16 protein-coding genes are annotated in these 21839 nt (G+C 65.0%); 5 read left to right on the top strand and 11 right to left on the bottom strand.

Annotation, left to right across the window (positions count from 1 at the left end; all coding sequences use genetic code 11):
- The first annotated feature begins 160 nt into the window (after positions 1-160).
- Both AB9K35_RS03520 and AB9K35_RS03515 read left to right on the top strand, forming a co-directional pair.
- The gene (locus AB9K35_RS03520; RefSeq protein ID WP_369924537.1) at positions 161-4108 is read left to right on the top strand and encodes a PEP/pyruvate-binding domain-containing protein; all 3948 of its coding nucleotides are present in this window, start codon (positions 161-163) and stop codon (positions 4106-4108) included.
- 158 nt (positions 4109-4266) lie between these two features.
- Positions 4267-5178, top strand: a complete 912-nt coding sequence (locus AB9K35_RS03515; RefSeq protein ID WP_369924526.1) for a MurR/RpiR family transcriptional regulator — start codon at positions 4267-4269, stop codon at positions 5176-5178.
- Positions 5179-5194: 16 nt separating this feature from the next.
- Here the strand turns inward: AB9K35_RS03515 and tviB are convergent, their stop codons facing one another.
- Positions 5195-6469 carry a Vi polysaccharide biosynthesis UDP-N-acetylglucosamine C-6 dehydrogenase TviB gene (gene tviB / locus AB9K35_RS03510; RefSeq protein ID WP_369924525.1) on the bottom strand — a complete coding sequence of 425 codons (1275 nt, stop codon included), beginning with the start codon at positions 6467-6469 and terminating at the stop codon, positions 5195-5197.
- 388 nt (positions 6470-6857) lie between these two features.
- On the opposite strand from tviB, the gene AB9K35_RS03505 reads away from it, so the two are divergent.
- The gene (locus AB9K35_RS03505; protein WP_369924523.1) at positions 6858-7922 is read left to right on the top strand and encodes an NAD(P)H-dependent flavin oxidoreductase; all 1065 of its coding nucleotides are present in this window, start codon (positions 6858-6860) and stop codon (positions 7920-7922) included.
- Here AB9K35_RS03505 and AB9K35_RS03500 read toward each other — a convergent pair.
- Positions 7919-10315: a 1-deoxy-D-xylulose-5-phosphate synthase N-terminal domain-containing protein gene (locus AB9K35_RS03500; RefSeq protein ID WP_369924522.1), complete on the bottom strand. Its 2397-nt coding sequence runs from the start codon at positions 10313-10315 to the stop codon at positions 7919-7921. The genes AB9K35_RS03505 and AB9K35_RS03500 overlap by 4 nt on opposite strands.
- A 75-nt stretch (positions 10316-10390) precedes the next feature.
- Positions 10391-11590: a methionine gamma-lyase gene (locus AB9K35_RS03495; RefSeq protein ID WP_222455952.1), complete on the bottom strand. Its 1200-nt coding sequence runs from the start codon at positions 11588-11590 to the stop codon at positions 10391-10393.
- A 123-nt stretch (positions 11591-11713) separates the two neighbouring features.
- Between AB9K35_RS03495 and AB9K35_RS03490 the strand changes: the two genes are divergently transcribed.
- A complete protein-coding gene (locus AB9K35_RS03490) occupies positions 11714-12172 on the top strand; it encodes an Lrp/AsnC family transcriptional regulator (RefSeq protein ID WP_222455951.1) in 459 nt (152 codons plus the stop codon).
- Positions 12173-12235: 63 nt separating this feature from the next.
- Positions 12236-12943 (top strand): GntR family transcriptional regulator, encoded by a 708-nt coding sequence (locus tag AB9K35_RS03485; RefSeq protein ID WP_369924520.1) that lies wholly within the window; start codon positions 12236-12238, stop codon positions 12941-12943.
- Between the two features lie 79 nt (positions 12944-13022).
- Here AB9K35_RS03485 and AB9K35_RS03480 read toward each other — a convergent pair whose 3' ends face one another.
- From AB9K35_RS03480 to AB9K35_RS03445, 8 genes are all read right to left on the bottom strand, one after another.
- Complete coding sequence (locus AB9K35_RS03480) at positions 13023-14333, bottom strand: TRAP transporter large permease subunit (RefSeq protein WP_369924519.1); 1311 nt, start codon at positions 14331-14333, stop codon at positions 13023-13025.
- A gap of 1 nt (position 14334) precedes the next feature.
- Positions 14335-14856, bottom strand: coding sequence for a TRAP transporter small permease subunit (locus AB9K35_RS03475; RefSeq protein ID WP_369924518.1), 522 nt, complete (start codon positions 14854-14856; stop codon positions 14335-14337).
- Between the two features lie 17 nt (positions 14857-14873).
- On the bottom strand, positions 14874-15947 hold the full coding sequence (dctP, locus tag AB9K35_RS03470; RefSeq protein ID WP_369924516.1) for a TRAP transporter substrate-binding protein DctP: 1074 nt from the start codon (positions 15945-15947) through the stop codon (positions 14874-14876).
- A 246-nt stretch (positions 15948-16193) separates the two neighbouring features.
- On the bottom strand, positions 16194-17993 hold the full coding sequence (locus AB9K35_RS03465) for an aminopeptidase P family protein (RefSeq protein WP_369924514.1): 1800 nt from the start codon (positions 17991-17993) through the stop codon (positions 16194-16196).
- Positions 17986-18984 (bottom strand): ABC transporter ATP-binding protein, encoded by a 999-nt coding sequence (locus AB9K35_RS03460; RefSeq protein ID WP_369924512.1) that lies wholly within the window; start codon positions 18982-18984, stop codon positions 17986-17988. Before AB9K35_RS03460 ends, AB9K35_RS03465 begins: the two co-directional genes overlap by 8 nt.
- Positions 18981-20024 (bottom strand): ABC transporter ATP-binding protein, encoded by a 1044-nt coding sequence (locus tag AB9K35_RS03455; RefSeq protein WP_369924510.1) that lies wholly within the window; start codon positions 20022-20024, stop codon positions 18981-18983. The genes AB9K35_RS03460 and AB9K35_RS03455 overlap by 4 nt, the downstream gene beginning before the upstream one ends.
- Positions 19984-20850 (bottom strand): ABC transporter permease, encoded by an 867-nt coding sequence (locus AB9K35_RS03450; protein ID WP_369924509.1) that lies wholly within the window; start codon positions 20848-20850, stop codon positions 19984-19986. Before AB9K35_RS03450 ends, AB9K35_RS03455 begins: the two co-directional genes overlap by 41 nt.
- Positions 20847-21788, bottom strand: a complete 942-nt coding sequence (locus AB9K35_RS03445) for an ABC transporter permease (protein WP_369924507.1) — start codon at positions 21786-21788, stop codon at positions 20847-20849. Before AB9K35_RS03445 ends, AB9K35_RS03450 begins: the two co-directional genes overlap by 4 nt.
- Positions 21789-21839 lie beyond the last annotated feature (51 nt).

The raw sequence follows: 21839 nt of genomic DNA, 5'->3' as shown, positions 1-21839 counted from the left end.
ATATTTACGTCATCTTTTAGACAAATTCGCCACAATTCAAATCGCCAGCCCGTCTGGCTCAGCAGGAACCGCTGTGAACATTTTGCATTCCTCCCATCCGACCAGCTCCGCCCGCAAACTCACAGGCCAGCTCCTTGTTCTTGTGTCTCTTTTCTGGGTCATGCCGGTTGCAGCCTTCGCTATCCCGTCACCCGAGCTGGTGATCGGCTCCGTTTCCTCCCTCTCGCAAGTCTTTGCAGTGGGAATTGCCATGATCTCGGGCCTGGGAGCGGTCATTGCAACGAAACTGGGTTTTACCCCCAGGAAGGGCGGAACTCCTGCACGCCACCCGGTCAAGCTGATTGCCGGCTTGTCTCTGGCCGCCGTGGCGTTGGCAATCGGCAATTACTGGCAATATTCATCACATCAAAAGGCAGAGCTGGCCCGCTTGCAGGCAACATTGACCCGGCCTGCCCAGTTTGACGGCACCGCCATCAAGGACGCCAGCCTCAAGGAAACCAGCTACTCCAAACAGGCGGACCATCCGCTGGGCATCAGCACCGCTGATGCCGCCGCCGCCCTCGAGGACGGCTCCACGCTGTTCTTCGACATCCGCGAGACGGGCGAAAACGCCATGGGCACCCTGCCGGGCGCCACCCACATCCGGTTCCCCGATTTCCTGCAATCCCGTCCGGTGCAGCCCGGCCAGAAGGTCGTTCTGTTCTGCCACAACGGCAACCGCAGCTCCGAAACCTGTACCAAGCTGGCGGAAATGGGCATCGACTGCAGCTTCATCAAAGGCGGCATCGAGAAATGGATCGTCGAAGGTCGCGATTTCTCCGACAAGGACGTCAAATCCCTGTCCGACCTCCGGGCAATCCCCGAATACCCGGGCAAGGACGTCCTGCTGAGCACGGATGACTTCAAAGCCCTGCTCGAAACCGAAGATTTGCAGATCGTCGACACGCGCTATCCCGGTGATTTCGCCTCGGGACATCTGCCCGGCGCCATCAACATCCCGATCCGCAAGATGACGACCAGCGACCTGATGCAGCAGATCGCGGCGCTGGATCCCGACAAGCCGACGATCGCGGCCTGCTATGACCGCCGCAGCTGCTTCATGAGCCAGGTGCTCGGGCTGGAACTGTCGCAACAAGGTATCGATTTCCGCGGCCGCTACACGCTGCCCTGGGAGTATTTCATCCCGCCCGCGCCCAAGCCGCACGTTCAGGACTGGCTGGCCGAACAGCAGACCGGCCTTTGGGACCGGGCGATCTCCGCGCTGTCCGCAGCACTGCTCTGGGTGCATGAGCGCAGCCATATCCTCCTTGGCCTGCTGGCACTATCGGTCGTCACCCGGCTTCTGGTGCTGCCGGTCGCGCTGAAATCCGAACGCGATCAGATCATCACGGCTGAAACCGCGGATGAGCTGAAGGACCTGAAGGCGCGCCTGGCCGATGATCCCGTCCGCAAGGCCCGGGCGGTGCAGGCCTTTTATGCCGAAAAAGGACTGACACCGATGCGGAACCTGACCGCATTGCTGTTCCTTCCGGTGATGATGCTGGGCGTATCCGCGGCACAACAGGCCAGCGCCAGCCTGCAAACCTCGTTCCTGTGGATGCCTGACCTGGGCGCGCCCGACCCGCTGTTTGTCATGCCCGCGCTGTTCTGCGCCCTGGCCGCCGTCTACCTGCTCTGGGCGGTGGCCAAGACCCGGCGCCAGAAACAACTGTGGATGCTGCTGGGGGTGCCCGCGCTGTTCGCCATGGTCTTTGGCCTGTCCGGTGCCGCCAATGTCTATCTCTGCTTCAGCCTGACGCTGCTGCTGGTCCAGCGCGCCTATGTCACCGGCATGCACCGCAGGATCGGCGAGGCGCTCGCCCTGCGCGCCCATCAGCGCAAGCTGTCCAGGCTGCCGCGCGGCGTGATCCCGATGGGCTATACCGAGGAACTGTCCGAGGCCGGCAACAAGGCGCTGCGCCTGTCGGTGCTGAAAAACGCGGGCCTGCCGGTGCCCGGCGGTGTTATCCTGCGCACGGATGCGATCCAGGACTACCGCGCCATGACGGATGCGCAAAAAGATGCCTTTGCCACACAGGTTTTCCAACTGGCGGGCGGCAAACCGGTCGCTGTGCGCTCCTCTGCCAGCAACGAAGACGGCGCCGACCAAAGCTTTGCGGGGGTGTTCGACTCCGTTCTGGACGTGACGGCCGGGACCATGCGCGCGGCTCTGGACACTGTCGTTGACAGTTTTGCCTCCGACCGCGCGGCAAGCTACGCCGCCGAAACCGACAGCACCAGCCAGGGCAACATCGTCGTTCAGGAGATGGTGCAGGCCGAATACGCCGGTGTGCTGTTCACGCAGGATCCGATGGCCCCCGGGATGTCCATGATCGAATGGGTCAAAGGCTGCGGTGAGGATCTGGTCTCGGGGCGGGTAACGCCGGTCTCCCTGCGATTTGGCCGCTATACGGGCCTGCCCGCGAGCCCCGATCAGCATCAAGCGTTGGACGTGACGCCGCTGCTGCAGCTGGGCAAGCAGATCGAGGAGATTTTCGGCGCCCCGCAGGATGTGGAGTGGGCCTATGCAAACGGCCAGTTCCAGATCGTGCAAAGCCGCGACATCACCACCCTGTCGCTGGGAAGCGAGCAAGAAAGACTGCGTTTGGAGGAATGGCGCGACATTCTCGAGCGCTACGCGACGGCGGAGCCGGACCAGGTCATCCTCGAACAGGATGAAATGTCAGAGGTTCTGCCCCGCCCCACGCCCCTGTCCTTCTCTCTGATGAGCGCCCTTTGGGCACCCGGAGGCAGCGTTGATATGGCCTGCCGCGAGCTGGGCGTCCCCTATGGGCTGCCTGAGGGACGCGACGGGCATTTGGTCAACCTGTTTGGCAAGACCTTCGTGGACGTGTCGCTGAAACAGGAGATGACGCTGAAACTGACGGCTGCAAAAGCCAAGCAGCTGCGCAAGAAGGCACGCCCGATGATCGCGCGCTTCCGCAACGACGTGCTGCCGCAGCTGACAGATGACCTCGCGATCTGGCAGGCGCTGGATTACGCCGCACTGCCGCAATCGAAACTGATCGAATGCATCGCCGATCTGCGCCGCATGTTCGTTCAGGACATCTACCTCGAGGCGGAGAAGATCAACATTCTCGCAGGTTTCACCATGGGTGAGGCCAGTGCGGCGACCGCGGGGGATCCTGCCCTGCGGGCCCACCTGATGCACGCGGAACTGCCCAATGCGCCCTCCAGCCTGCTGGCCTCCTGCACCGGCGAGCACGGCGAGGCCCGCGCGCTGCAGCTGATGGGGCACAGATCGATCTTCGATTATGAGCTCAGCGCCCCCCGCTATAGCGAAGCGCCCGCATTGTTGCAGTCTTTGCTGGTGACAAGCGTCGCGCCGATTGGCGCTGTGCCGCCCCCCGCCAATCTGCCCGCGGAACTGGAGGACGTCGTTGGTCTGGCCATCGCCTACCAGGATCTCAAGGAACACGCGAAACACGAGGCGCTCCGCGTGCTGGCGGAACTGCGTCGGGCCTTGCTGGCCCTCGGTGCGACCAGCGGACTGGGCGATTTGGTGTTCCACCTGACGTTCGACGAGATCCTCGACGGCAACTGGAGCGACGGTGCAGCCTTGCAGGCCGTGGCAAAGACGCGCGCCGAGACCGAAGAGCTCCGCAAGAAATCCGCCCCGACCTCGGTTTCGCTGACCCTGCGCGATTGCGAAATGCTGTCCTTGGGCGCAACACCCCACGCCACCTCCGGGGATCTGGGCGGGACATGTGTTGCGGGCAACGGCAAGGTGACCGCCCGCGTATTCTGGGTCGAGGATGAAAGCACCGTCGATCCGAGCGCCTTCGAGGGGTTCACCGACGGCGATATCCTCGTCTGTCGCATGATCAACCCTGCTTGGCTGCCGTGGGTCCAGCGTTCCGGGGCCGTGCTGAGCGAGGTTGGCGGCTGGCTGAGCCATATGGCCATCGTGGCGCGCGAGAAGGACATATTGATGCTCGTTGCCTGCAAAGGTCTGACCACTCTGTCGCACGGCGAGATCATCACCGTATGCGACGATGGCAGCATCGAACCGGAGCAACTTGCAGATCTGAAAGTCGTTTCCGCCTGACACGCTCCGGCATTCGCCTGACATGTGCCTGATCCGACCGTCCCTGCGCCGCAGGGACGGTCTTTTTGCGGCTGGCCCGTTGCGCGTCGGACCTCCCGGCGGAGCGAAAACATTCGTTTTGGGATTGCCATTTCCCTAACGAATGTTCTGATAGCGACATGGATCCACACCTTGCCCCTCAGAAGATCGCCCGATTGCTCCAGCATCTGAAAGACGAGATGGAGCAGCTTCCGCCCCGGCTGAAGGCGGCGGCCAAATATGTCGTGGACCACCCGGGGGACTTTGGCCTCGACACCATTCGAGTCTCGGCGCAGAAGACCGGCATCAGCGCCAACAGTTTCGTCCGCCTGGCCCAGCACCTCGGGTACGACAGCTTCGACAGTTTCCGGGCCCCGTTTCGGGCCGCGCTGACCACCGGGCAGGATGCCGGGCTTGGCCTCGACTGGCTGGACAACATGGCCGCCGAGGGGCCAACCGGACAGCTGCAGGCAAAAGCCGCGCGCAATCAGATCAACATCGTCTCCCGCTCCCTGCGCCTGATGTCGGCGGACCGCACGGAGGCAATTACGACAACCTTGCAGCAGGCGCGCCGCTGCTATGTCACAGCCACGCGGTCCTCATATGCTCTGGCGTATTACTTCCACTACGTCGGCCGCATGGCCTTGCCAACGCTGGAGCTTGTGCCCCGTCACATGGGCGCCGCATTGGACGACTTGCTGGACATCTCCTCGCAGGATTGCCTGCTCGCCATGACCTTTGCGCCCTATTCGGCCGGCACCATTCAGGCGCTGCGACTGGCGAACGAACGCGGGGCCAGGGTCATCCTGATTGCCGACAGCGAAGTCATCGCCCCCGGCATAAAGGCCGACCATACGCTGGCGGTTGCCTCCAACTCTCTCCACGCCTTCGGTGCGATCGGCGGGGCCATGACAGTCCTGGAGTGCCTGCTGACGCATCTGATCGACGCGGGCGGCCCCGACGCCCGTCGGCGCATGGAGGCCTATGACACCTTGCGTCAGGACAGTGGCGCCTATTGGCCGAGCGCGAAACTGCCCCGGACCCGCCGCTAGGCTCTCGCTACGGCGTTCACAACCGCAGATCGGCTTCATGCGGTTCGAGCAGGTATTTCAGGTCATAAACCACGGCATCCTCAAGACCGAGGCCCCGGATCGCAGCCGCGCCCATCTCCCGGAAATCGGAATGGGCAACGGCCAGCACCACGCCGGAATAGCGCTGCTGCTCCGGGGACGCGACCAGTGAAATGCCGAATTCGGCTTCAGCCTCCGCCGGGTCCGCATGGGGGTCGTGAACGTCGACGCAGACACCGTATTCCTCCAGCCCCCGCACCACATCGATCACCCGTGTGTTGCGCAAATCCGGGCAGTTTTCCTTGAAGGTCAGGCCCATCACAAGCACCCGCGCGCCCGCAACGGGCAAGCCACGGCGCAGCATCGCCTTGACCATCTCCGAGGCCACGTAGTCTCCCATGCCGTCGTTGAGACGCCGACCGGCCAGCAGGATTTCAGGATGGTAGCCCAGTTGCTCGGCCTTGTGGGTCAGGTAATACGGATCCACGCCGATACAGTGCCCGCCAACCAGCCCCGGGCGGAACGGCAGGAAGTTCCATTTGGTCCCCGCGGCCTCCAACACCGCCTGGGTGTCGATCCCCATGCGATTGAAGATCTTGGCCAACTCGTTCACCAGGGCGATGTTGATGTCACGCTGGCTGTTCTCGATGACCTTGGCGGCTTCGGCCACCCGAATGCTGGGCGCCTTGTGGGTCCCGACCGTGACGATCTCCTGGTACAGCGCGTCAACCCGCTCCGCCACCTCAGGCGTGGAACCCGAGGTCACCTTCACAATGTTCTGAAGCCGACGCGTCTTGTCGCCGGGGTTGATCCGCTCGGGGCTGTAGCCTGCAAAGAAATCTTCGTTGAACCTCAGCCCGGAGCGCGCCTCCAGAACAGGCACGCAGTCTTCCTCGGTCGCGCCGGGATAGACCGTGGATTCATAGATCACCAGATCGCCCCGCTTGAGCACGTCACCGACAACCTCAGAGGCGCTCAACAAGGGGTTCAGATCAGGGCGATGGCTGGCATCAACAGGCGTTGGCACCGTCACGATGTAAATCGTGCAATCCGCGATCTCGGCCGGGTCAGAGGTGAACCGCAGGTGCTTTGCGGCCACCAGGTCCTGCCGGTCCAGCTCACGGGTGCGGTCGTGCCCCTCGCCCAGTTCGCGAACGCGTGCGGGATTGATGTCAAAACCGACCACCTCCCGGTATTCGCCAAAAGCGGCTGCCAGTGGCAAGCCGACGTAGCCGAGCCCAACCACGCAAATCTTCTCCTGCCCGCCGCTCATGCCATCAATGCTCCTTTTGTCTATCTGCCCACATAATGTCGGCCCCTAGGGAGGTTCAACCGTCGCGGCCAGGTTTCGACGCCATGCCGCAATCACGACTGAGGGAATTGCCCCATCGACACCCCCACCGGCCGCCAGCGGAAGTGGAGGGAGATGGGCCGTGACATCATCGGCAAGGCAGCGCCTCGCGGCCTTCAGGATCACCCCCCGGCACCAGCGTGTCACACCAACCCCAACAGGTCGCGCGCCGCGTTTCTCCGCCAGGCCCTGTGCTGACATGCCTGCTGTGCGCAGCCGGTGACGTGACTGGATGGCTGCACCAGGGCGCGCGCATCTTGCTCTGCCGCGATCGCCCCCCTAGGCTCGGCCACGACCAGGGAGGCGCGCGATGACCACAGCCAGAAATCTTCTCGACAGGCTGAACCTGCGCAGCCCGATCATCCAGGCGCCGATGGCCGGTGTCTCCACCCCCGAACTCGCCGCCGCGGTATCGAACGCAGGCGGGCTCGGCTCGCTGGGTCTGGGGGCCTCGGGGGCGGACGGCGCACGCCAGATGCTGCGCCAGACGCGGGCGCTGACCGACCACGCCATCAACGCCAATGTCTTCTGTCACCGCCCGGCGCGCGCCGACATCACCCGCCAAGCGCGCTGGCTGGACCGGCTCACCCCCGAGTTCGCGCGCTTTGATGCCACCCCTCCTGCAAAGCTGACCGAGATCTACACCTCGTTCCTCGCGGATGACGCCATGCTCGACATGCTTCTCGAGGAGCGCCCCGCGGTGGTCAGCTTCCACTTTGGCCTGCCCGGTGCCACCCGCATCGCGGCGCTGAAACAACGCGGCATCCTGCTGCTGGCCAGCGCCACCTCGCTGGCCGAGGCCCGCGCCTGCGCCGCTGCGGGTATTGACGCCATCGTCGCCCAGGGCTGGGAGGCCGGCGGCCACCGCGGCTGTTTTGATGAAAACGCCCCCGACGCGCAGCTTGGCACCTTTGCGCTCACGCGGCTGCTGGTGCAGGCGCTGGAGCTGCCGGTGATCGCCGCAGGCGGCATCATGGACGGGGCAGGCATCCGCGCCGCACTGGATCTCGGCGCGGTGGCGGCACAGCTCGGCACCGCCTTCATCGCCTGTGACGAAACCAGCGCCAATGCCGCCTACCGGCAGGCGCTGGCATCCGAGGCGGCACAGAATACCGTGATGACACGGGCGATCTCGGGCCGCCCGGCCCGCTGCCTGTCGAACCGGTTCACCGCATGGGGCGCGGAGGTGCCCGACGCCGAGGTGCCGGACTACCCAATCACCTACGACGCAGGCAAGGCGCTGAACGCTGCCGCCGCGGCAGCGGGTGAACCCGGCTATGGCGCGCATTGGGCGGGCCAAGGCGCACCGCTGGCGCGCCCGATGCCCGCATCCCGGCTGATGGCGACGCTGATGCAGGAACTGGCGGCGGGTTAACCCTCGGCCAGCCCCCCCAGCGCGTTGCGCAGCACGTCGCGCCCGGCGGTCAGCCCGTTCACCTTCTCCACGATGGCGGCGGCATCAATGCCGTGATGGCGGTAGAGATCGCCAATGCTGCCGGTCTGGCCGAAATGCTCAACCCCCAGCGGGATCGTCTGATGACCGGCAACCGAGCCGAGCCACGACAGCGTCGCCGGGTGGCCGTCGATCACGGTGATGACCTTGCAGTGCCGTGGCAGATCGCCCATCAGCCGCTCCGCGTGGGAGCGGGCCTGCGCATTCCCGCGCGAGCGCGCCCGCTGCGCCGCGCACCAGCCCGCGTTCAGCCGGTCGGCGCTGGTCACCGCCAGCACGCCGATGTCACGCCGCCCCTCGCCGATCATGCCCGCGGCCTTGACCGCCTCGGGCGCGACTGCACCCTGATAGGCAATCACCACCTCACAGTTCGGCCCCGGCTTGCGCAGCCAATAGGCCCCGTCGATCACCCCCTGGCGGAAGTCAGGATCAGACCGCTCCCCCGGCTGCTCCAGCGCATTGGTGGTCAGCCGCAGATAGACCGAGCCGCCGGTCTCGTCGCGCAGCCAGGTGCGCTCGTCCGGGTCGCCCTCGCCATCGCGCTGGAGATAGTCAAACGCCCACTCCATGATGATCGCCAGCTCGTCGGCATAGGCCGGCTCAAACGCCGCCAGCCCGTCCTGGCTCATCCCGATCAGCGGTGTGCCGATCGACTGATGCGCGCCGCCTTCGGGCGCCAGCGTCACGCCCGAGGGCGTGCCCACCAGCATGAAGCGCGCGTCCTGGTAGCAAGCGTAGTTCAGCGCATCCAACCCCCGCGCCACAAAGGGATCATAGACCGTGCCGATCGGGATCAGCCGTTTGCCAAACAGACTGTGCGACAGGCCCGCCGCCGCCAACAGCAGCATCAGGTTCATCTCGGCGATGCCCAGCTCGATATGCTGGCCCTCCGGCGTGAACTCCCATTTCGCGGTCGACGGGATGCGATGCTCGATAAAGGCATCCGCCTGCGCCGCCCGCGCAAACAGCTTGCGCCGGTTCACCCAGGGGCCAAGGTTGGTGGTCCCGGTCACATCGGGCGAGGTGGTCACGATGCGCTCCGCCAAGGCACTGTCGCCCTTGGACAGATCATCTAGGATCTTGCCGAACGCCATCTGGGTCGAGATCTCGCGCCCGCCCTCCAGCCGGATCTGCGGCACCGCCAGTCGGCTGTCCTGATAGCGCCGCGGCCCCTTGGCAAAGAACGGCACCTGAGACAGGAAATCCCGCAACGCCGCCGGGTCTTCGACGCCCGCCAGCGGCTCCCACTCCTCGCCCTCGGCGACGCCCATCAGCTTTTGCCACGCGGCAAACTGGGTGCTGTTCATCAACCCGCCGTGGTTGTCCTTGTGGCCCGCAATCGGCGTACCCCAACCCTTGATCGTATAGGCGAGGAAACACACCGGGCGATCGTGGTCGATGGCATCAAACGTTTCGGCCATGGTCTCGACGCAGTTGCCGCCGAGGTTCTCCATCAGCGCCGCCAGCTCCGCATCGTTGCGCCGCTCGATCAGCGCGGTGACATCACCCTGATCGCCCAGATCATCCAGCAGCCGCTTGCGCCAGACCGCCCCGCCCATGAAGGTCAGCGCCGAATATTCCTGATTGGGACAGGCATCGATCCAGTCCCGCAGGCGTTCGCCGCCGGGTTCCTCAAACGCGGCACGCTGCAACACGCCGTATTTCACCCGCACCACGTCCCAGCCAAAGGCATCAAAGATCTGCTCGATGCGCTGAAACAGCCCCTCGCGCACGATCCCGTCCAGCGACTGACGGTTGTAGTCGATGATCCACCAGCAATTGCGCAGATCGTTCTTCCAACCCTCCTGCAGGGCCTCGTAGATATTGCCCTCGTCCAGCTCGGCGTCGCCCACCAGCGCCACCATGCGCCCCATCGGCGCATCGCTGCCCCAGCTCTTGGCCGCAATGTAATCCTGAATGATCGAGGCAAAAGACGTCACCGCCACCCCCAGCCCGACCGAGCCGGTGGAGAAATCCACATCGTCAATATCCTTGGTCCGGCTGGGATAGCTCTGTACCCCGCCATAGCCGCGGAAGTTCTCCATCTTCTCACGGGTCTGGTTGCCCATCAGATACTGCATCGCGTGGAAGATCGGGCTGGCGTGCGGCTTCACCGCCACCCGGTCTTCCGGCCGCAGCGCCGAGAAATACAGCGCCGTCATGATCGACACCATCGAGGCCGAGGAGGCCTGATGCCCGCCCACCTTGATGCTGTCCGCCTTGGGGCGGATGTGGTTGGCGTGGTGGATCATCCAATGCGACAGCCACAGCAGCCGCTGTTCAACGGTTTTCAGATGGGTAGGATCAGCGGTCATGGCGGGCTCCGGCTTGGGCGTCAGTTAGCAGGCAGCGGGCCGATGTTTGGCCCGCCGCACACAGATAGGTCAGGATCAGGCCGCGTCGCGGGCCGCTTGCGGCAGTGCCATGTCCAGGTCACTGATGATGTCGGCAACCTCTTCCAGCCCCACCGACAGGCGGATCAGACCGTCGCTGATGCCATGTTCGGCGCGCTCTTCCGGGGTGTAGGTGGAATGGGTCATCGAGGCCGGATGCTGGATCAGCGTCTCCGCATCGCCCAGCGACACCGCCCGCTGGATCAGCTTCAGCGCATTCATGAAGCGGATGCCCGCCTCCATGCCGCCGTCGATCTCGAACGCGATCATCGCCCCCGGCTGCGCCATCTGACGGCCCGCCAGATCATGCTGCGGGAAGCTCTCCAGTCCCGGGAAATGCACCGCACCCACCGCCGGATGCGCCTCAAGGTAGCGGGCCACATCCATCGCCGAGGCACAATGCCGGTCCATCCGCAGCGCCAGCGTCTTCAGCCCGCGCAGGATCAGCATCGCGTTGAAGGGCGCCATCACCGCACCGGTCATGTCCTTCATGCCAACCAGCCGGATCTCGGCCACCTGCTCGGCGGTGCCTGCCACCAGACCGGCGACCACATCACCGTGGCCACCCAGGTATTTGGTCGCCGAATGCACCACAATGTCCGCGCCCAGCTCGATCGGGCGGGTCAGATACGGCGTCGCATAGGTGTTGTCCGCCACCACCTGCGCCCCCACCGAATGCGCGATCTCGGACACCGCAGCAATATCCACCAGCCGCATGTTGGGGTTCGCCGGGGTCTCGAAATAGACCACCCTGGTCTTCTCCGACACCGCCGCGCGCAGGTTCTCCGGGTCGGTCATGTCCACATGGGTGATGGTCACGCCCCATTTCGCCAGCCCGTGCCGCATGAAGGCAAAGGTGCAGCCATAAAGCGTCTTGTCCACGATCACCTCGTCGCCCGGTGACAGCAGCGTCCACAACACGGCGGTGATCGCGCCCATGCCGCTCGACAGCGCAAGACCGGCCTCGGCCCCTTCCAGCGTCGCGATGCGCTGCTCCAGAAGATCGCAGGTCGGGTTGGAAATCCGGCTGTAGATATGGCCCGCGCGCTCGCCTGCGAACATCTCGCCGCCAGCCTCGGCGGTCTCGAAGGTGAAGGTCGAGGTCAGGTGCAGCGGCGGGGTCAGCGACCCACCGTTGTCCTGCGGATCATAGGCGTGGTGGATGGCGCGGGTGGCAAAGCCGGGCTGGCGGGTCATGGCAATCTCCTCAAACTCATTTTGGGATAGTCTGCGCCCCTCGGCCGGGCGAAAGATTGCAAATTATGCCAAGTCTAGTCTAAATATTGGCAGATTATGCCAATTTGGAGCGCAGAGGGTCGCATGGATAGCAAGGACAGGCAGATCGTGCGCGCCCTGCAGCGCGACGGGCGGATCACCAACCAGGAGCTGGCCGAGACGGTGAACCTGTCGCCTTCGCCCTGCCTGCGCCGGGTGCGCAACCTGGAATCGCGGGGCGTGATCCGCGGCTACAGCGCCGATGTCGACGCCGCCGCCTATGGTCTGCCGATCACTGTCTTCGTGCGCATCCGTCTGGAACGGCACAATGAATCCGACGTGCAGAACTTCGAGCGCCGCATCCGCACCATCGACGAGGTGCTGGAATGCCACATCATGACCGGTGCCATGGACTACCAGCTGCGGGTGCTGGTGCCCGACCTCGCGGCCTATGAGGATTTCATCCGCAACCGCATCCACCCGATCGGCGGCATTGCCTCGATCGACACCAGCTTTGTCTACAGCACCGTCAAGAAAACCGCCGTGTTTCCGCCCCGCGGCTGACCTGTCGACAGTTGAATGCAGCCCCTATCCCAAGTATCCAGCTTGGCGACGAAAGAGTTTGCAATGACCCAGACAAAATCTACCCCAAAGCCGGAGCGGAAACGCGGTTCTGGCGTGCAACATGTTTACGGTATCTTGCGCGAAGAGATCCTCGATCTGACGCTGGAGCCCGGCGCGCTGATCGACGAAGCCCAACTCGCCGAGCGCTTTTCCATGTCGCGCACCCCGATCCGAGAGGCTTTGGTGCGGCTGGCGGGCGAAGGTCTGGTCAAAACGCTGCCGAACCGCTCAACCGTGGTTGCCAATATCGATTTCGTCAATCTCTACACCTACTTCGACGCGATGACCCTGATGTACCGCGTCACCACCCGGCTGGCGGCCCAGTACCACACGGAGGCTGATCTGGCCGAGATCCGACGCCATCAGGAACACTTCGCCACCGCGGTCCAGGCGCAGGACGCCATGGCGATGATTGCCACCAACCGCGACTTTCACGCCGCCATCGCAGCGGCCGGTCACAACGTCTATTTCGAAGGTCTGTTCCAGCGCCTTCTGGACGAAGGGCGCCGCCTGATGCGGCTCTATTACTACTCGTCGTTCAACAACAAGCTGCCCTACCGCTACGTGCAGGAGCATGAGGACATCATCGCCGCCATCGAAGCGCGCGACGTCAGCGCGTCGGACGCGCTGGCCAAGACCCATGCTGACCAGATCGTCGAACAGATCCAAAGCATGATCTCGCGAGACCAACGCCAGGACATCGAGCTTTAGGCACCGCCCCGTCTGAAAACACGTGCGCCGCGACCTCCCTCACGGGGGGCCGCGGCGCATTTCAAAAGCTGTGCTGCGCCTAGTTGACGATCACCTCCGGCAGCCAGGTCGCCAGCTGCGGGAAGAAGATGATCAACAGCAGCGTCACCACCTGCAGTCCGATGAAGGGCAGCACCCCGCGGCACATCTCACCATAGGTCATGTCCGGCGGCGCAATCGACTTCAGGTAGAAGATCGAAGAGGCCATCGGCGGCGTCAGATAACCGGTCTGGATCACCACGATCACCAGCGTCGCGAACCACACCGGATCAATCCCGGCAGAGCGGATAAAGGGCGAGAACAGCGGCACGCAGATCAGCACGTTGGCGGTCCAGTCCAGCACGAAGCCCAGCACAAACACCACAAGCAGGAAGAACACCATCATGCCGGTCGGCCCAAGGCCCGCGCCCTCGATCACGTCGCGGATCAGCCGCGCGCCGCCATTAGCGGCAAAGACGCCCATGAACATGGTGCCCGCCGCCACGATCAGCAGGATCATCGCGGAAATCCGTACGGTGATCGCCAGCGATTCCGACAGCACCGGGACCGAGAAACGCCGGTTCAGGATACACAACAACAGCGCGCCCCCTGCCCCGACCGCCGCCGCCTCAGTGGGCGAGGCAACGCCCGCCAGGATCGAGCCGAGAACCGCAAAGATCAGCGCGCAGACCGGCAGCAACGTGGTCGCAGTCGCCCACAGCTTTTCGCCCAGCGGCAGATCCGCCACCACATCCTGATCCTCGGCAGGCTCGGGCGGGTTCAGCATTCCGTGAACGGCGATATAGCCCAGGAACAGCGTCACCATGATCAGACCGGGCAGCATCATGCCCGCCAGCAGCTTGCCCACCGACATCTGCGCCAGCGACGCATACATCACCGCAATCACCGAGGGCGGAATCATCGTGCCCAGCGAGCCGCCGGCGCAAATCGTGCCGGCAATCAACGTGTTGCTGTAGCGCATCCGCTGCATCGCCGGGATCGCCATCATGCCGATCATCACCTCGACAGCCCCCACCACGCCGGCCGCGGCGGCAAAGACCGCGCCCATGGCGATGGTCGCCAGCGCCAACCCGCCCGGCAGGCGGCCCAGCCACATGTTCATCACCCGAAACAGCCGCTCGGCGATGCCGGACCGCTCCAAAAGCGCACCCATCAGGATGAACATCGGGATCGCCGAGAGAATGAAGTTGGTCGAGGCTGAATAGAACGAGCCGTAGAGCTGGTTGAAGGCCGCAGGACCGAAGGCGGCAAGCCCCGCCCCCACCGAAACGATGGTCAGCGAAAACGCAATCGGCAATCCAATCAGGATCAATCCGAACAGCGCGGGAAACATGAGTCCGGCAATCAGCATATCAGTTCTCGAGTTTGAAAGTGTCGTCTTGGCGCGGCGAAGCCAGCGCCCGGATGCCCTCGGCCGCCAACTGCAACGCCAGCGCCGCGAGGCCGATCATGATGGCCGAATAAAACGGCCACATTAGCGGCGCCCAGGGGCTGACCGCCTCGACCTCGCCGGTCTGAAAGGCGCGCCAGGCCCGGTGGCCGGCCACCCAGGCCAGCTTGCCAAAGACTGGACACAGCACCAGGAGGTAAAGCAGCCCGTCAATCAGCCCGCGCAGCCGCATCGGCAACCGCGACGACAGAAAGTCGATACGCACATGCGCATCTTCCCGCAGCGCCTGCGCCGCACCCAGGACAAACAGCACGCCGGTTGCCATATAGGCAATGTCAAAGGCCCAAAGGGTGGGCGCGCCAAGCGCGTAGCGCGCCACCACTTCATACAGCATGGAGGCGATCAGGATCAGGACCATCGCCTTTGCAACGAACCCCAGTCCGGCAGAAATCGTGTCTGCCGCCGCCAGAAATACCCTTTTCATAACCGCCTCCAGCCGGTTCAGTTGCCGTTGCGGATCAGATAGCCGCTCTCGGCCGCCCAGCGGTCCTTGTAGGCCAGGTAGCCATCAAGGATTTCGCCCATGCGCGGCTTGCCGGCCTCGGCCTGCGCGGCTGCTGTCTTCTTGATCCAGTCAACGCCCGCGGCGGACAGTTCGTCAGCAAAGGCAGGATCCAGCGTGATCACCTCCGCCTTGCTGCCGCGGAAGGTCTCCATCGCCTTCATGTCGTTGTCATAGAAATGCATCAGCGACTGCAGCGTGGTCAGCTCGGCCGCGGCTTCGACCTTGGCCTGCAGGCCTGTGTCCAGCGCGTCCCAGGTCTCCTGCTTCAGCACCACTTCCCACAGGAAGGTCGGCTGGTGCACGCCCGGCGTGATGATATAAGGTGCCGCTTCGTGGAAGCCCTCGGGCAGGTTGCCCGACGGCGGGCCCCATTCGATGGCGTCCACGCCCTTGCGCTCCAGCAGGGTATAGATCTCGCCCGGCGGCACCACGGTCGGCACCGCGTCGAAATAGTCGCGCATCACCTCGGCCCAGGGACCCGAGGTGCGGTATTTCAGGCCCTTCAGATCCGCTGCGGTGGTGATCGGCTTATTGGCGTGGGCCATCACTTCAGATGAACCGATGCCGACGACCAGCGACTTGAAACCTTCCTCGGCGCGCATCTCGCTCAGCAGCTCCCCGCCGCCGCCTTCATAGATCCAGGTCGCAAAGGCCTCCGGCCCCATGCCGCCCGGAAAGCCCGAGAAGATCGCGTTCATCGGGTTTTGGTTGACCAGATAACTGGGGGTGGAGTGACCCGCCTCGACAATCCCGTCGCGCACGCCGTCATAGACATGCAGGGCGGGCACAAGAATGCCCGCGCCAAAGGGCTGCACCTCGACGGACCCATCGGTCATCAGCTCAACGTTATCGGCAAAACGCTCAAGGAAGTTCACGAAATAGGGCGAGCCTTCCGGCACCGATGTAGGCACGCGCCAGGTTACGTCCTGCGCGGCGGCTGCACCGGCAGCCAGCGCAAGCGAAGCGACGCAAGCCGCTGCTTGGGCAGCAGATTTCAAAAATGTGGACATAGTACCTCCTCTGTAAGACCGCGCTTCTGGCCCGCAGACCACAGCACGTTGCGGCACTGTAGACTCGCTGCATTCTTTTTGTCGACAAGTTTTATGCAGAAAGGGCAATCTGTGCCAAACTGACCGGCGGCGCACGCCTCAACGCTGAAATTAGCGGCATAAAATGGATAAAACGCAGAACACCGCGGCCGCGGCACCCGCTTCGGCGCCGCAGCTGGTCTGTTTCAGCGAAAACCCCTGCCGGTGTCAGATCGCAGAGGCGGCCTGGGCCAGCCAGCGGCGCGCCGGTTCGCTCAGCCGGGGGGCCAGCAAATCCTGCAGCTCTGCATGATAGCCGTTCAGCCAGTCACGCTCGGCGCTGCTCAGCGCTTCGCGGATCAGCATGTCCGTCTGGATCGGCGCATAGGTCATGTTGCGGAACGCCATGAAGCCATCCGCCTCCTCGACGATCTCGAACAGGTTCTCGATGCGGATGCCAAAGCGCTCGGCCTCGTAGTAGCCCGGCTCGATCGACAGCACCATGCCGGGCTTCAGATCCACCGGGTTATGGGGTTTGCCGATCCGCTGCGGATGCTCATGCACCGACAGCCGGTGGCCGATCCCGTGACCGGTGCCATGGTCGTAATCCAGCCCCAGATCCCACAGCGGCCGACGACAGATGGCATCGATGTGATGCCCCTGCGTGCCCCTGGGAAAGCGCAGCGTCGCCAGCGCATGAAACGCCTTGAACACCGCCGTATAGGCGCGGTCATAGCCCTCGGGGCGCACTCCGAAGGCAAAGCTGCGGGTCGCATCGGTGGTGCCGGTCTCGTACTGGCCGCCGCTGTCCAGAAGATAGGGGTTCTGCGGCAGCACCGGCGCGTTGCGCTCGGGCGTGGTGGCATAGTGGCACATCGCGGCATTGCCGCCCGCCGCCGAGATCGAATTGAAACTCTCGCTCAGGAACCCCGGCTGCGCCCGGCGCAGTTCCAGGATCTTCTCCTCCGCCTCGCGTTCGCTGACCGGGTTGCCCGCCGCGGCCCGTGCCGGCACGGTCTCGGCCAGCCAGGCGCTGAACTCGGTCCAGGCAACCCCATCGGCAACGTGGCAGCTGCGCAGACCTTCCAGTTCCACCGGGTTCTTGACCGCCTTGGTCAGGGTCAGGATGCCGGGCTCGGGAAGCACCTGCGCGCCCGCCGCCTCGAACGCCTGGCGAAAGGCCACCGGCGAGAAATCCGGATCGATCAGCACCCGCTGGCCGGGGCTGACAAGGTTCCGCATCGTCTCCAGAACATCGCCCGGCGGGCAGATCTGCACGGTGTCGGGCAGGCTCTCGCGCAGCCCCGCCTCCAGCTTGCCCGCCTCGACAAACCAGCTCACCCCGCCATCGCGCCCGGCCAGCAGAAACGACTGCGGCATCGGGTTGAAGTCCACATCCGCGCCGCGCACGTTCAGGAACCAGGCGATGTTGTCGGGCTGCGCCTCGGCCAGGAAATCGGCGCCGCGCGCCTCTAGGTAGGCCATCAGATCGGCGCATTTCTCGGCACTGCTGCGGCCCGCGAACTGCTGCGGAAAGGGCGAGATCGCCCCCATCGGCGGCGCGGGCTGGTCCAGCCAGATGGCATCGACCGGGTTGGGGCTTTGCGCCGCCATCGTGGCCCCGGCCGCCGCGCAGGCCGCCGCGAAACGGTCGTGCCAGGCGGGCGGCAGATGCATCGCGTCATAGCCCACGCGCCAGCCCGCGGCAGCCTTGCGCCGCAGCCAGTCCTCCGGCGGCTCGTCAAACAGGTGGTGGTGCGAAAACAACGGCCCGGCGCATTCATTGCCCAGCTGCACGCTGTAGCGCCCGTCGACGAAAACCGCGACGGTTTCCCGCGTGACCACCGCCATCCCGGCAGAGCCGGTGAAGCCGGTCACATAGGCCAGCCGCCGGTCATGCGGGGCGACGTATTCGCCCTGGTGGGCATCAAAGCGCGGCAGGATGAACGCATCCAGCGCACGGGCCTCCAGCTCGGCGCGCAAGCCCGCGATCCGGTCGGCGGTTCCGGTAAAAAAGGTATCAGGCATGGGTATTGATCTCTTTGACATGGTGGCAGGCAACCTCGCCGCGGCCCTCATGGGCGGTCAGCCGGGGCTCCTGCTGTTTGCAGATTTCGCTGGCATGGGGGCAGCGCACATGGAACGGGCAGCCGGGCGGCACATCCATCGGTGAAGGCAGCTCTCCCTGCAGCCGGATGGCGCAGCCCTTGTCATCCGGATCCAGCGAGGGCGCGGCACTCAGCAGCGCCTGCGAATAGGGATGCGCGGGGCGGGCAAACAGGGTCTCGCTGTCGCCGATCTCGACGATCCGGCCGAGGTAGATCACCGCCACCCGGTTCGACACATGCCGCACCAGCCGCAGGTCATGGGCGACGAACAGGATGGTCAGGTTCAGCCGCTCCTGCAGCTCCAGCAGCAGGTTCACCACCTGCGCCTGCACCGACACATCCAGCGCCGACACCAGCTCATCCGCGATCAGCACCTCCGGCTCCACCGCCAGGGCGCGGGCAATGGCGATGCGCTGGCGCTGGCCGCCGGAGAACTCATGCGGCAGCTTGCCCGCCGCGTCCTGCGGCAGCCGCACCAGCTCCAACAGCTCCGCCACACGGGCATCGATTTCGCCCTCGGGGCGCATCTGGTGCACCCGCAGCGCCTCGCTCAGGATCTGGCCCGTCGTCATCCGCGGGTTCAGCGAGGAATAGGGATCCTGGAACATCATCTGGACCCGCCGGTTGTAGCTGCGATCCGCGCGCGCGCCCTCGGCAAAGATGTCCTGCCCGTGATAGGTGATGCGGCCGCGCTGCGGCGTGTAGAGGCGCACGATGCAGCGCGCCAGCGTGGACTTGCCGCAGCCGGACTCGCCCACGACGCCCAGGGTCTCGCCCTTCTTCAGCGCGAGGCTGACACCGTTCAGCGCGTTCACCACCCGGCCCGGGCGCCGCTGGATCACATCCGCCAGCGTGCGACCCAGCTGAAACTCCAGCCCCAGGTCGCGGATTTCCATCACTGTCTCGCTCATGCGGCGTCTCCCTGTTCGGCACGGGCCGGGTTGAAACAGGCAAGGCTGCGTTGCCCGCCGACCGGCGCCAGCGCCGGGCGCGCGTCCAGACAGGCCGCCGTCCGGTTCGCGCAGCGCGCCGCAAAGGCGCAGCCCGGCGGCAGCGCATCGAGGCTCGGCGGCGTGCCCGGCACCGAATAGAGCTGCGTGCGCGGCGGCACGTCCTGCGGCACCGAACGCATCAGCCCCCCGGTGTAGGGATGGCGCGGGCTGCGCAGCACCTGCCGCACCGGCCCCGTCTCGACGATCCGCCCGGCGTACATCACCGCGACGGTCTGGCAGGTCTGCGCCACCACGCCGAGATCATGGGTCACCAGGATCACCCCCATCTCCAGCTCATCCGCCAGCGACAGGATCAGATCGAGGATCTGCGCCTGGATGGTCACGTCCAGCGCCGTCGTCGGCTCATCCGCCAGCAGCAGTTTCGGACTGGCCGCCAGCGCGATGGCGATCATCACCCGCTGGCGCATGCCGCCGGAGAACTGGTGCGGATAGTCCTGCAACCGCGACCCCGCAGCCGGGATGCCGACATGGTCCAGCATCTCGATGGCGCGGTCCCGCCGCGCCCTGCGGCCCAGATCGGTATGCGCCTTCAGCGTCTCGGTCAGCTGCATCCCCACCGTCAGCAGCGGGTTGAGCGAGGTCATCGGCTCCTGAAAGATCATCGCGATCTCGCGGCCGCGGATGCGGCGCAGCCGCCGCTCCGGCAGGGCGGCAATGTCCTGCCCCATCCAGCGCACCGCGCCGCTGACCTCGCCATAGCGCCGCGACAGCCCCAGGATCGAGCGCAGCGTCACGCTCTTGCCCGAACCGCTTTCGCCGACCAGCCCCAGCACCTCGCCCTTGCCGAGGCTGAAGCTGACATCGCGCACCGCCGGCAGCACCCGGTCGCCGCGCCGGAAGGTGGTGCACAGATTGCTGACCTCCAGAATGGGTTGGCTCTCAGTCGTCGTCGCCTCCTCAGCCGCGCGGCCGCAACAGGTCCGCCAGACCGTCGCCAATCAGTGAAAATCCCAGCCCCGTCAGCACGATGGCAATGCCGGGCATCAGGCTCAGCCACCAGGCGGTGGTGATGAAATTGCGCCCCTCGGCGATCAGCACGCCCCATTCCGCCTGCGGCGGCTGCGCCCCCAGCCCCAGGTAGCCCAGCGACGAGCCCAAGAGGATCGCCAGCGCCATGTCGGTCATCCAGTAGACCACAACCGGCGTGATCGCGTTGGGCAGCAGGTGGCGGAAGATGATGCGCCGGTCAGAATAACCCATCACCACGCCCGAGGCGGCATAGTCATTGCCCATCTGGGCAATCACCTCGGCCCGCATCAGCCGGGCGTAATAGACCCAGCTGACCAGGGTGATGGCGATATACATGTTGACCAGCCCCGGCCCCAGCACCGCCACCACCGCGATCACCAGCACCAGGAACGGGAAGGTGATGATCGCATCCACGATGCGGCCAAAGATCATGTCGGCAAGGCCCCGGTAATAGCCCACCAGCGCGCCGACCACGACGCCGATCACCAGCGCAAACACCGTCGCCAGCACCGCCATCTGCATGTTCACCGAATAGGCGGAGATCACCCGGCTCAGGCTGTCGCGTCCCAGCATGTCGGTGCCGAAGGGATGCGCCCAGCTCGGCGGCTGGCGCACCGCGGTATAGTCGATGAAATTCGGATCATAAGGCGCAAACAGCCCCGGCGCGACCGCCAGCAGGGTCGACAGGCCAATGATCACCATGCCGATCACGAAACCCGGCTTGCGCAGGGCGATCTGCAAACGGCTCTTCTGCGGCGGCGCCGCCGCGGCGGATAGGGGAGATGTCTCGGTCATGTCAGGCGCATCCTCGGGTCCAGCGTGCTTTGGAACAGGTCGGTCAGCAGGAACACCACCGACACCAGCACCGCGAAGGTCAGCGTCAGCCCCTGGATCAGCGGGTAGTCACGGGCGAAAATCGCCTCCAGCATCAACCGCCCCACCCCGGGCACGGCAAACACGGTTTCCGTCACCAGCGTGCCGCTCATCAGGTTGCCGATCGACAGTCCCAGCAGCGTCACGGTGGAGATCATCGCGTTGCGCAGCACATGGCGGCCCAGGATCAGCCGATCCGGCAAGCCCTTGGCGCGGGCGAACTGGACATATTCCGCGTCCAGCACCTCGATGATCGCGGACCGCAGGTTCCGCATGATGATCGCCGAGGTGTAAAGCGCCACCGCCACCGCGGGCAGGAACAGGTGATAGAGCTTCTCGACGAGACTGCCGCCATAACCGCCGACCGGAAACCAGCGCAGCTGCGCGGCCAGAAAGGTCAGCAGGATCAAACCGATATAGAACACCGGCATCGACAGGCCGACCTGAAACACGGTGCGGATCACGGTGTCCGGCCAGCGCCCGCGGTTCAGCGCCGCGACAAAGGCCAACGGCCCGGCGATCAGCAGCGACAAGGCGACCGCGTAAACGGTCAGGAACCCGGTCACCGGCAGCCGCTTGGCGATCACCTCGGTGACCGGCGCGCGCATCAGGATCGACTGACCCAGATCGCCCCGCAGCGTATTGGTCAGAAACAGCCAGAACTGCACGATCATCGGCTCATTCAGGCCCAGCCGCGCCCGGATCGCCGCCAGGTCGGCATCCGACGCCCGGTCGCCGGCGATGGCGATGGCGGGATCACCCGGCAGCAGGCGCACCAGCACAAAGATGATGACCATCACCAGGAGGAAGGTCGGGATCATCAGCAGCAGGCGTTTCAGTATGTATTGGACTCTGTCCATTGCAGTCTCCGTCGCAATCGGCGCCGCCGGACCGGCCGGCAGCGCCAGGCA

The sequence above is a fragment of the Leisingera sp. XS_AS12 genome (assembly GCF_041224635.1).
Classification (GTDB): Bacteria; Pseudomonadota; Alphaproteobacteria; order Rhodobacterales; family Rhodobacteraceae; genus Leisingera.
Note: the sequence above shows the minus strand (reverse complement) of the source record. Positions and strands in the feature narration are given on the sequence as shown.

Excerpts from the sequence above, each read along its gene's own strand:
- AB9K35_RS03520 (WP_369924537.1), top strand. The coding sequence starts at position 161 with ATGCCGGTTGCAGCCTTCGCTATCCCGTCACCCGAGCTGGTGATCGGC.
- AB9K35_RS03515 (WP_369924526.1), top strand. The coding sequence starts at position 4,267 with ATGGATCCACACCTTGCCCCTCAGAAGATCGCCCGATTGCTCCAGCAT.
- tviB (WP_369924525.1), bottom strand. The coding sequence starts at position 6,469 with ATGAGCGGCGGGCAGGAGAAGATTTGCGTGGTTGGGCTCGGCTACGTC.
- AB9K35_RS03505 (WP_369924523.1), top strand. The coding sequence starts at position 6,858 with ATGACCACAGCCAGAAATCTTCTCGACAGGCTGAACCTGCGCAGCCCG.
- AB9K35_RS03500 (WP_369924522.1), bottom strand. The coding sequence starts at position 10,315 with ATGACCGCTGATCCTACCCATCTGAAAACCGTTGAACAGCGGCTGCTG.
- AB9K35_RS03495 (WP_222455952.1), bottom strand. The coding sequence starts at position 11,590 with ATGACCCGCCAGCCCGGCTTTGCCACCCGCGCCATCCACCACGCCTAT.
- AB9K35_RS03490 (WP_222455951.1), top strand. The coding sequence starts at position 11,714 with ATGGATAGCAAGGACAGGCAGATCGTGCGCGCCCTGCAGCGCGACGGG.
- AB9K35_RS03485 (WP_369924520.1), top strand. The coding sequence starts at position 12,236 with ATGACCCAGACAAAATCTACCCCAAAGCCGGAGCGGAAACGCGGTTCT.
- AB9K35_RS03480 (WP_369924519.1), bottom strand. The coding sequence starts at position 14,333 with ATGCTGATTGCCGGACTCATGTTTCCCGCGCTGTTCGGATTGATCCTG.
- AB9K35_RS03475 (WP_369924518.1), bottom strand. The coding sequence starts at position 14,856 with ATGAAAAGGGTATTTCTGGCGGCGGCAGACACGATTTCTGCCGGACTG.
- dctP (WP_369924516.1), bottom strand. The coding sequence starts at position 15,947 with ATGTCCACATTTTTGAAATCTGCTGCCCAAGCAGCGGCTTGCGTCGCT.
- AB9K35_RS03465 (WP_369924514.1), bottom strand. The coding sequence starts at position 17,993 with ATGCCTGATACCTTTTTTACCGGAACCGCCGACCGGATCGCGGGCTTG.
- AB9K35_RS03460 (WP_369924512.1), bottom strand. The coding sequence starts at position 18,984 with ATGAGCGAGACAGTGATGGAAATCCGCGACCTGGGGCTGGAGTTTCAG.
- AB9K35_RS03450 (WP_369924509.1), bottom strand. The coding sequence starts at position 20,850 with ATGACCGAGACATCTCCCCTATCCGCCGCGGCGGCGCCGCCGCAGAAG.
- AB9K35_RS03445 (WP_369924507.1), bottom strand. The coding sequence starts at position 21,788 with ATGGACAGAGTCCAATACATACTGAAACGCCTGCTGCTGATGATCCCG.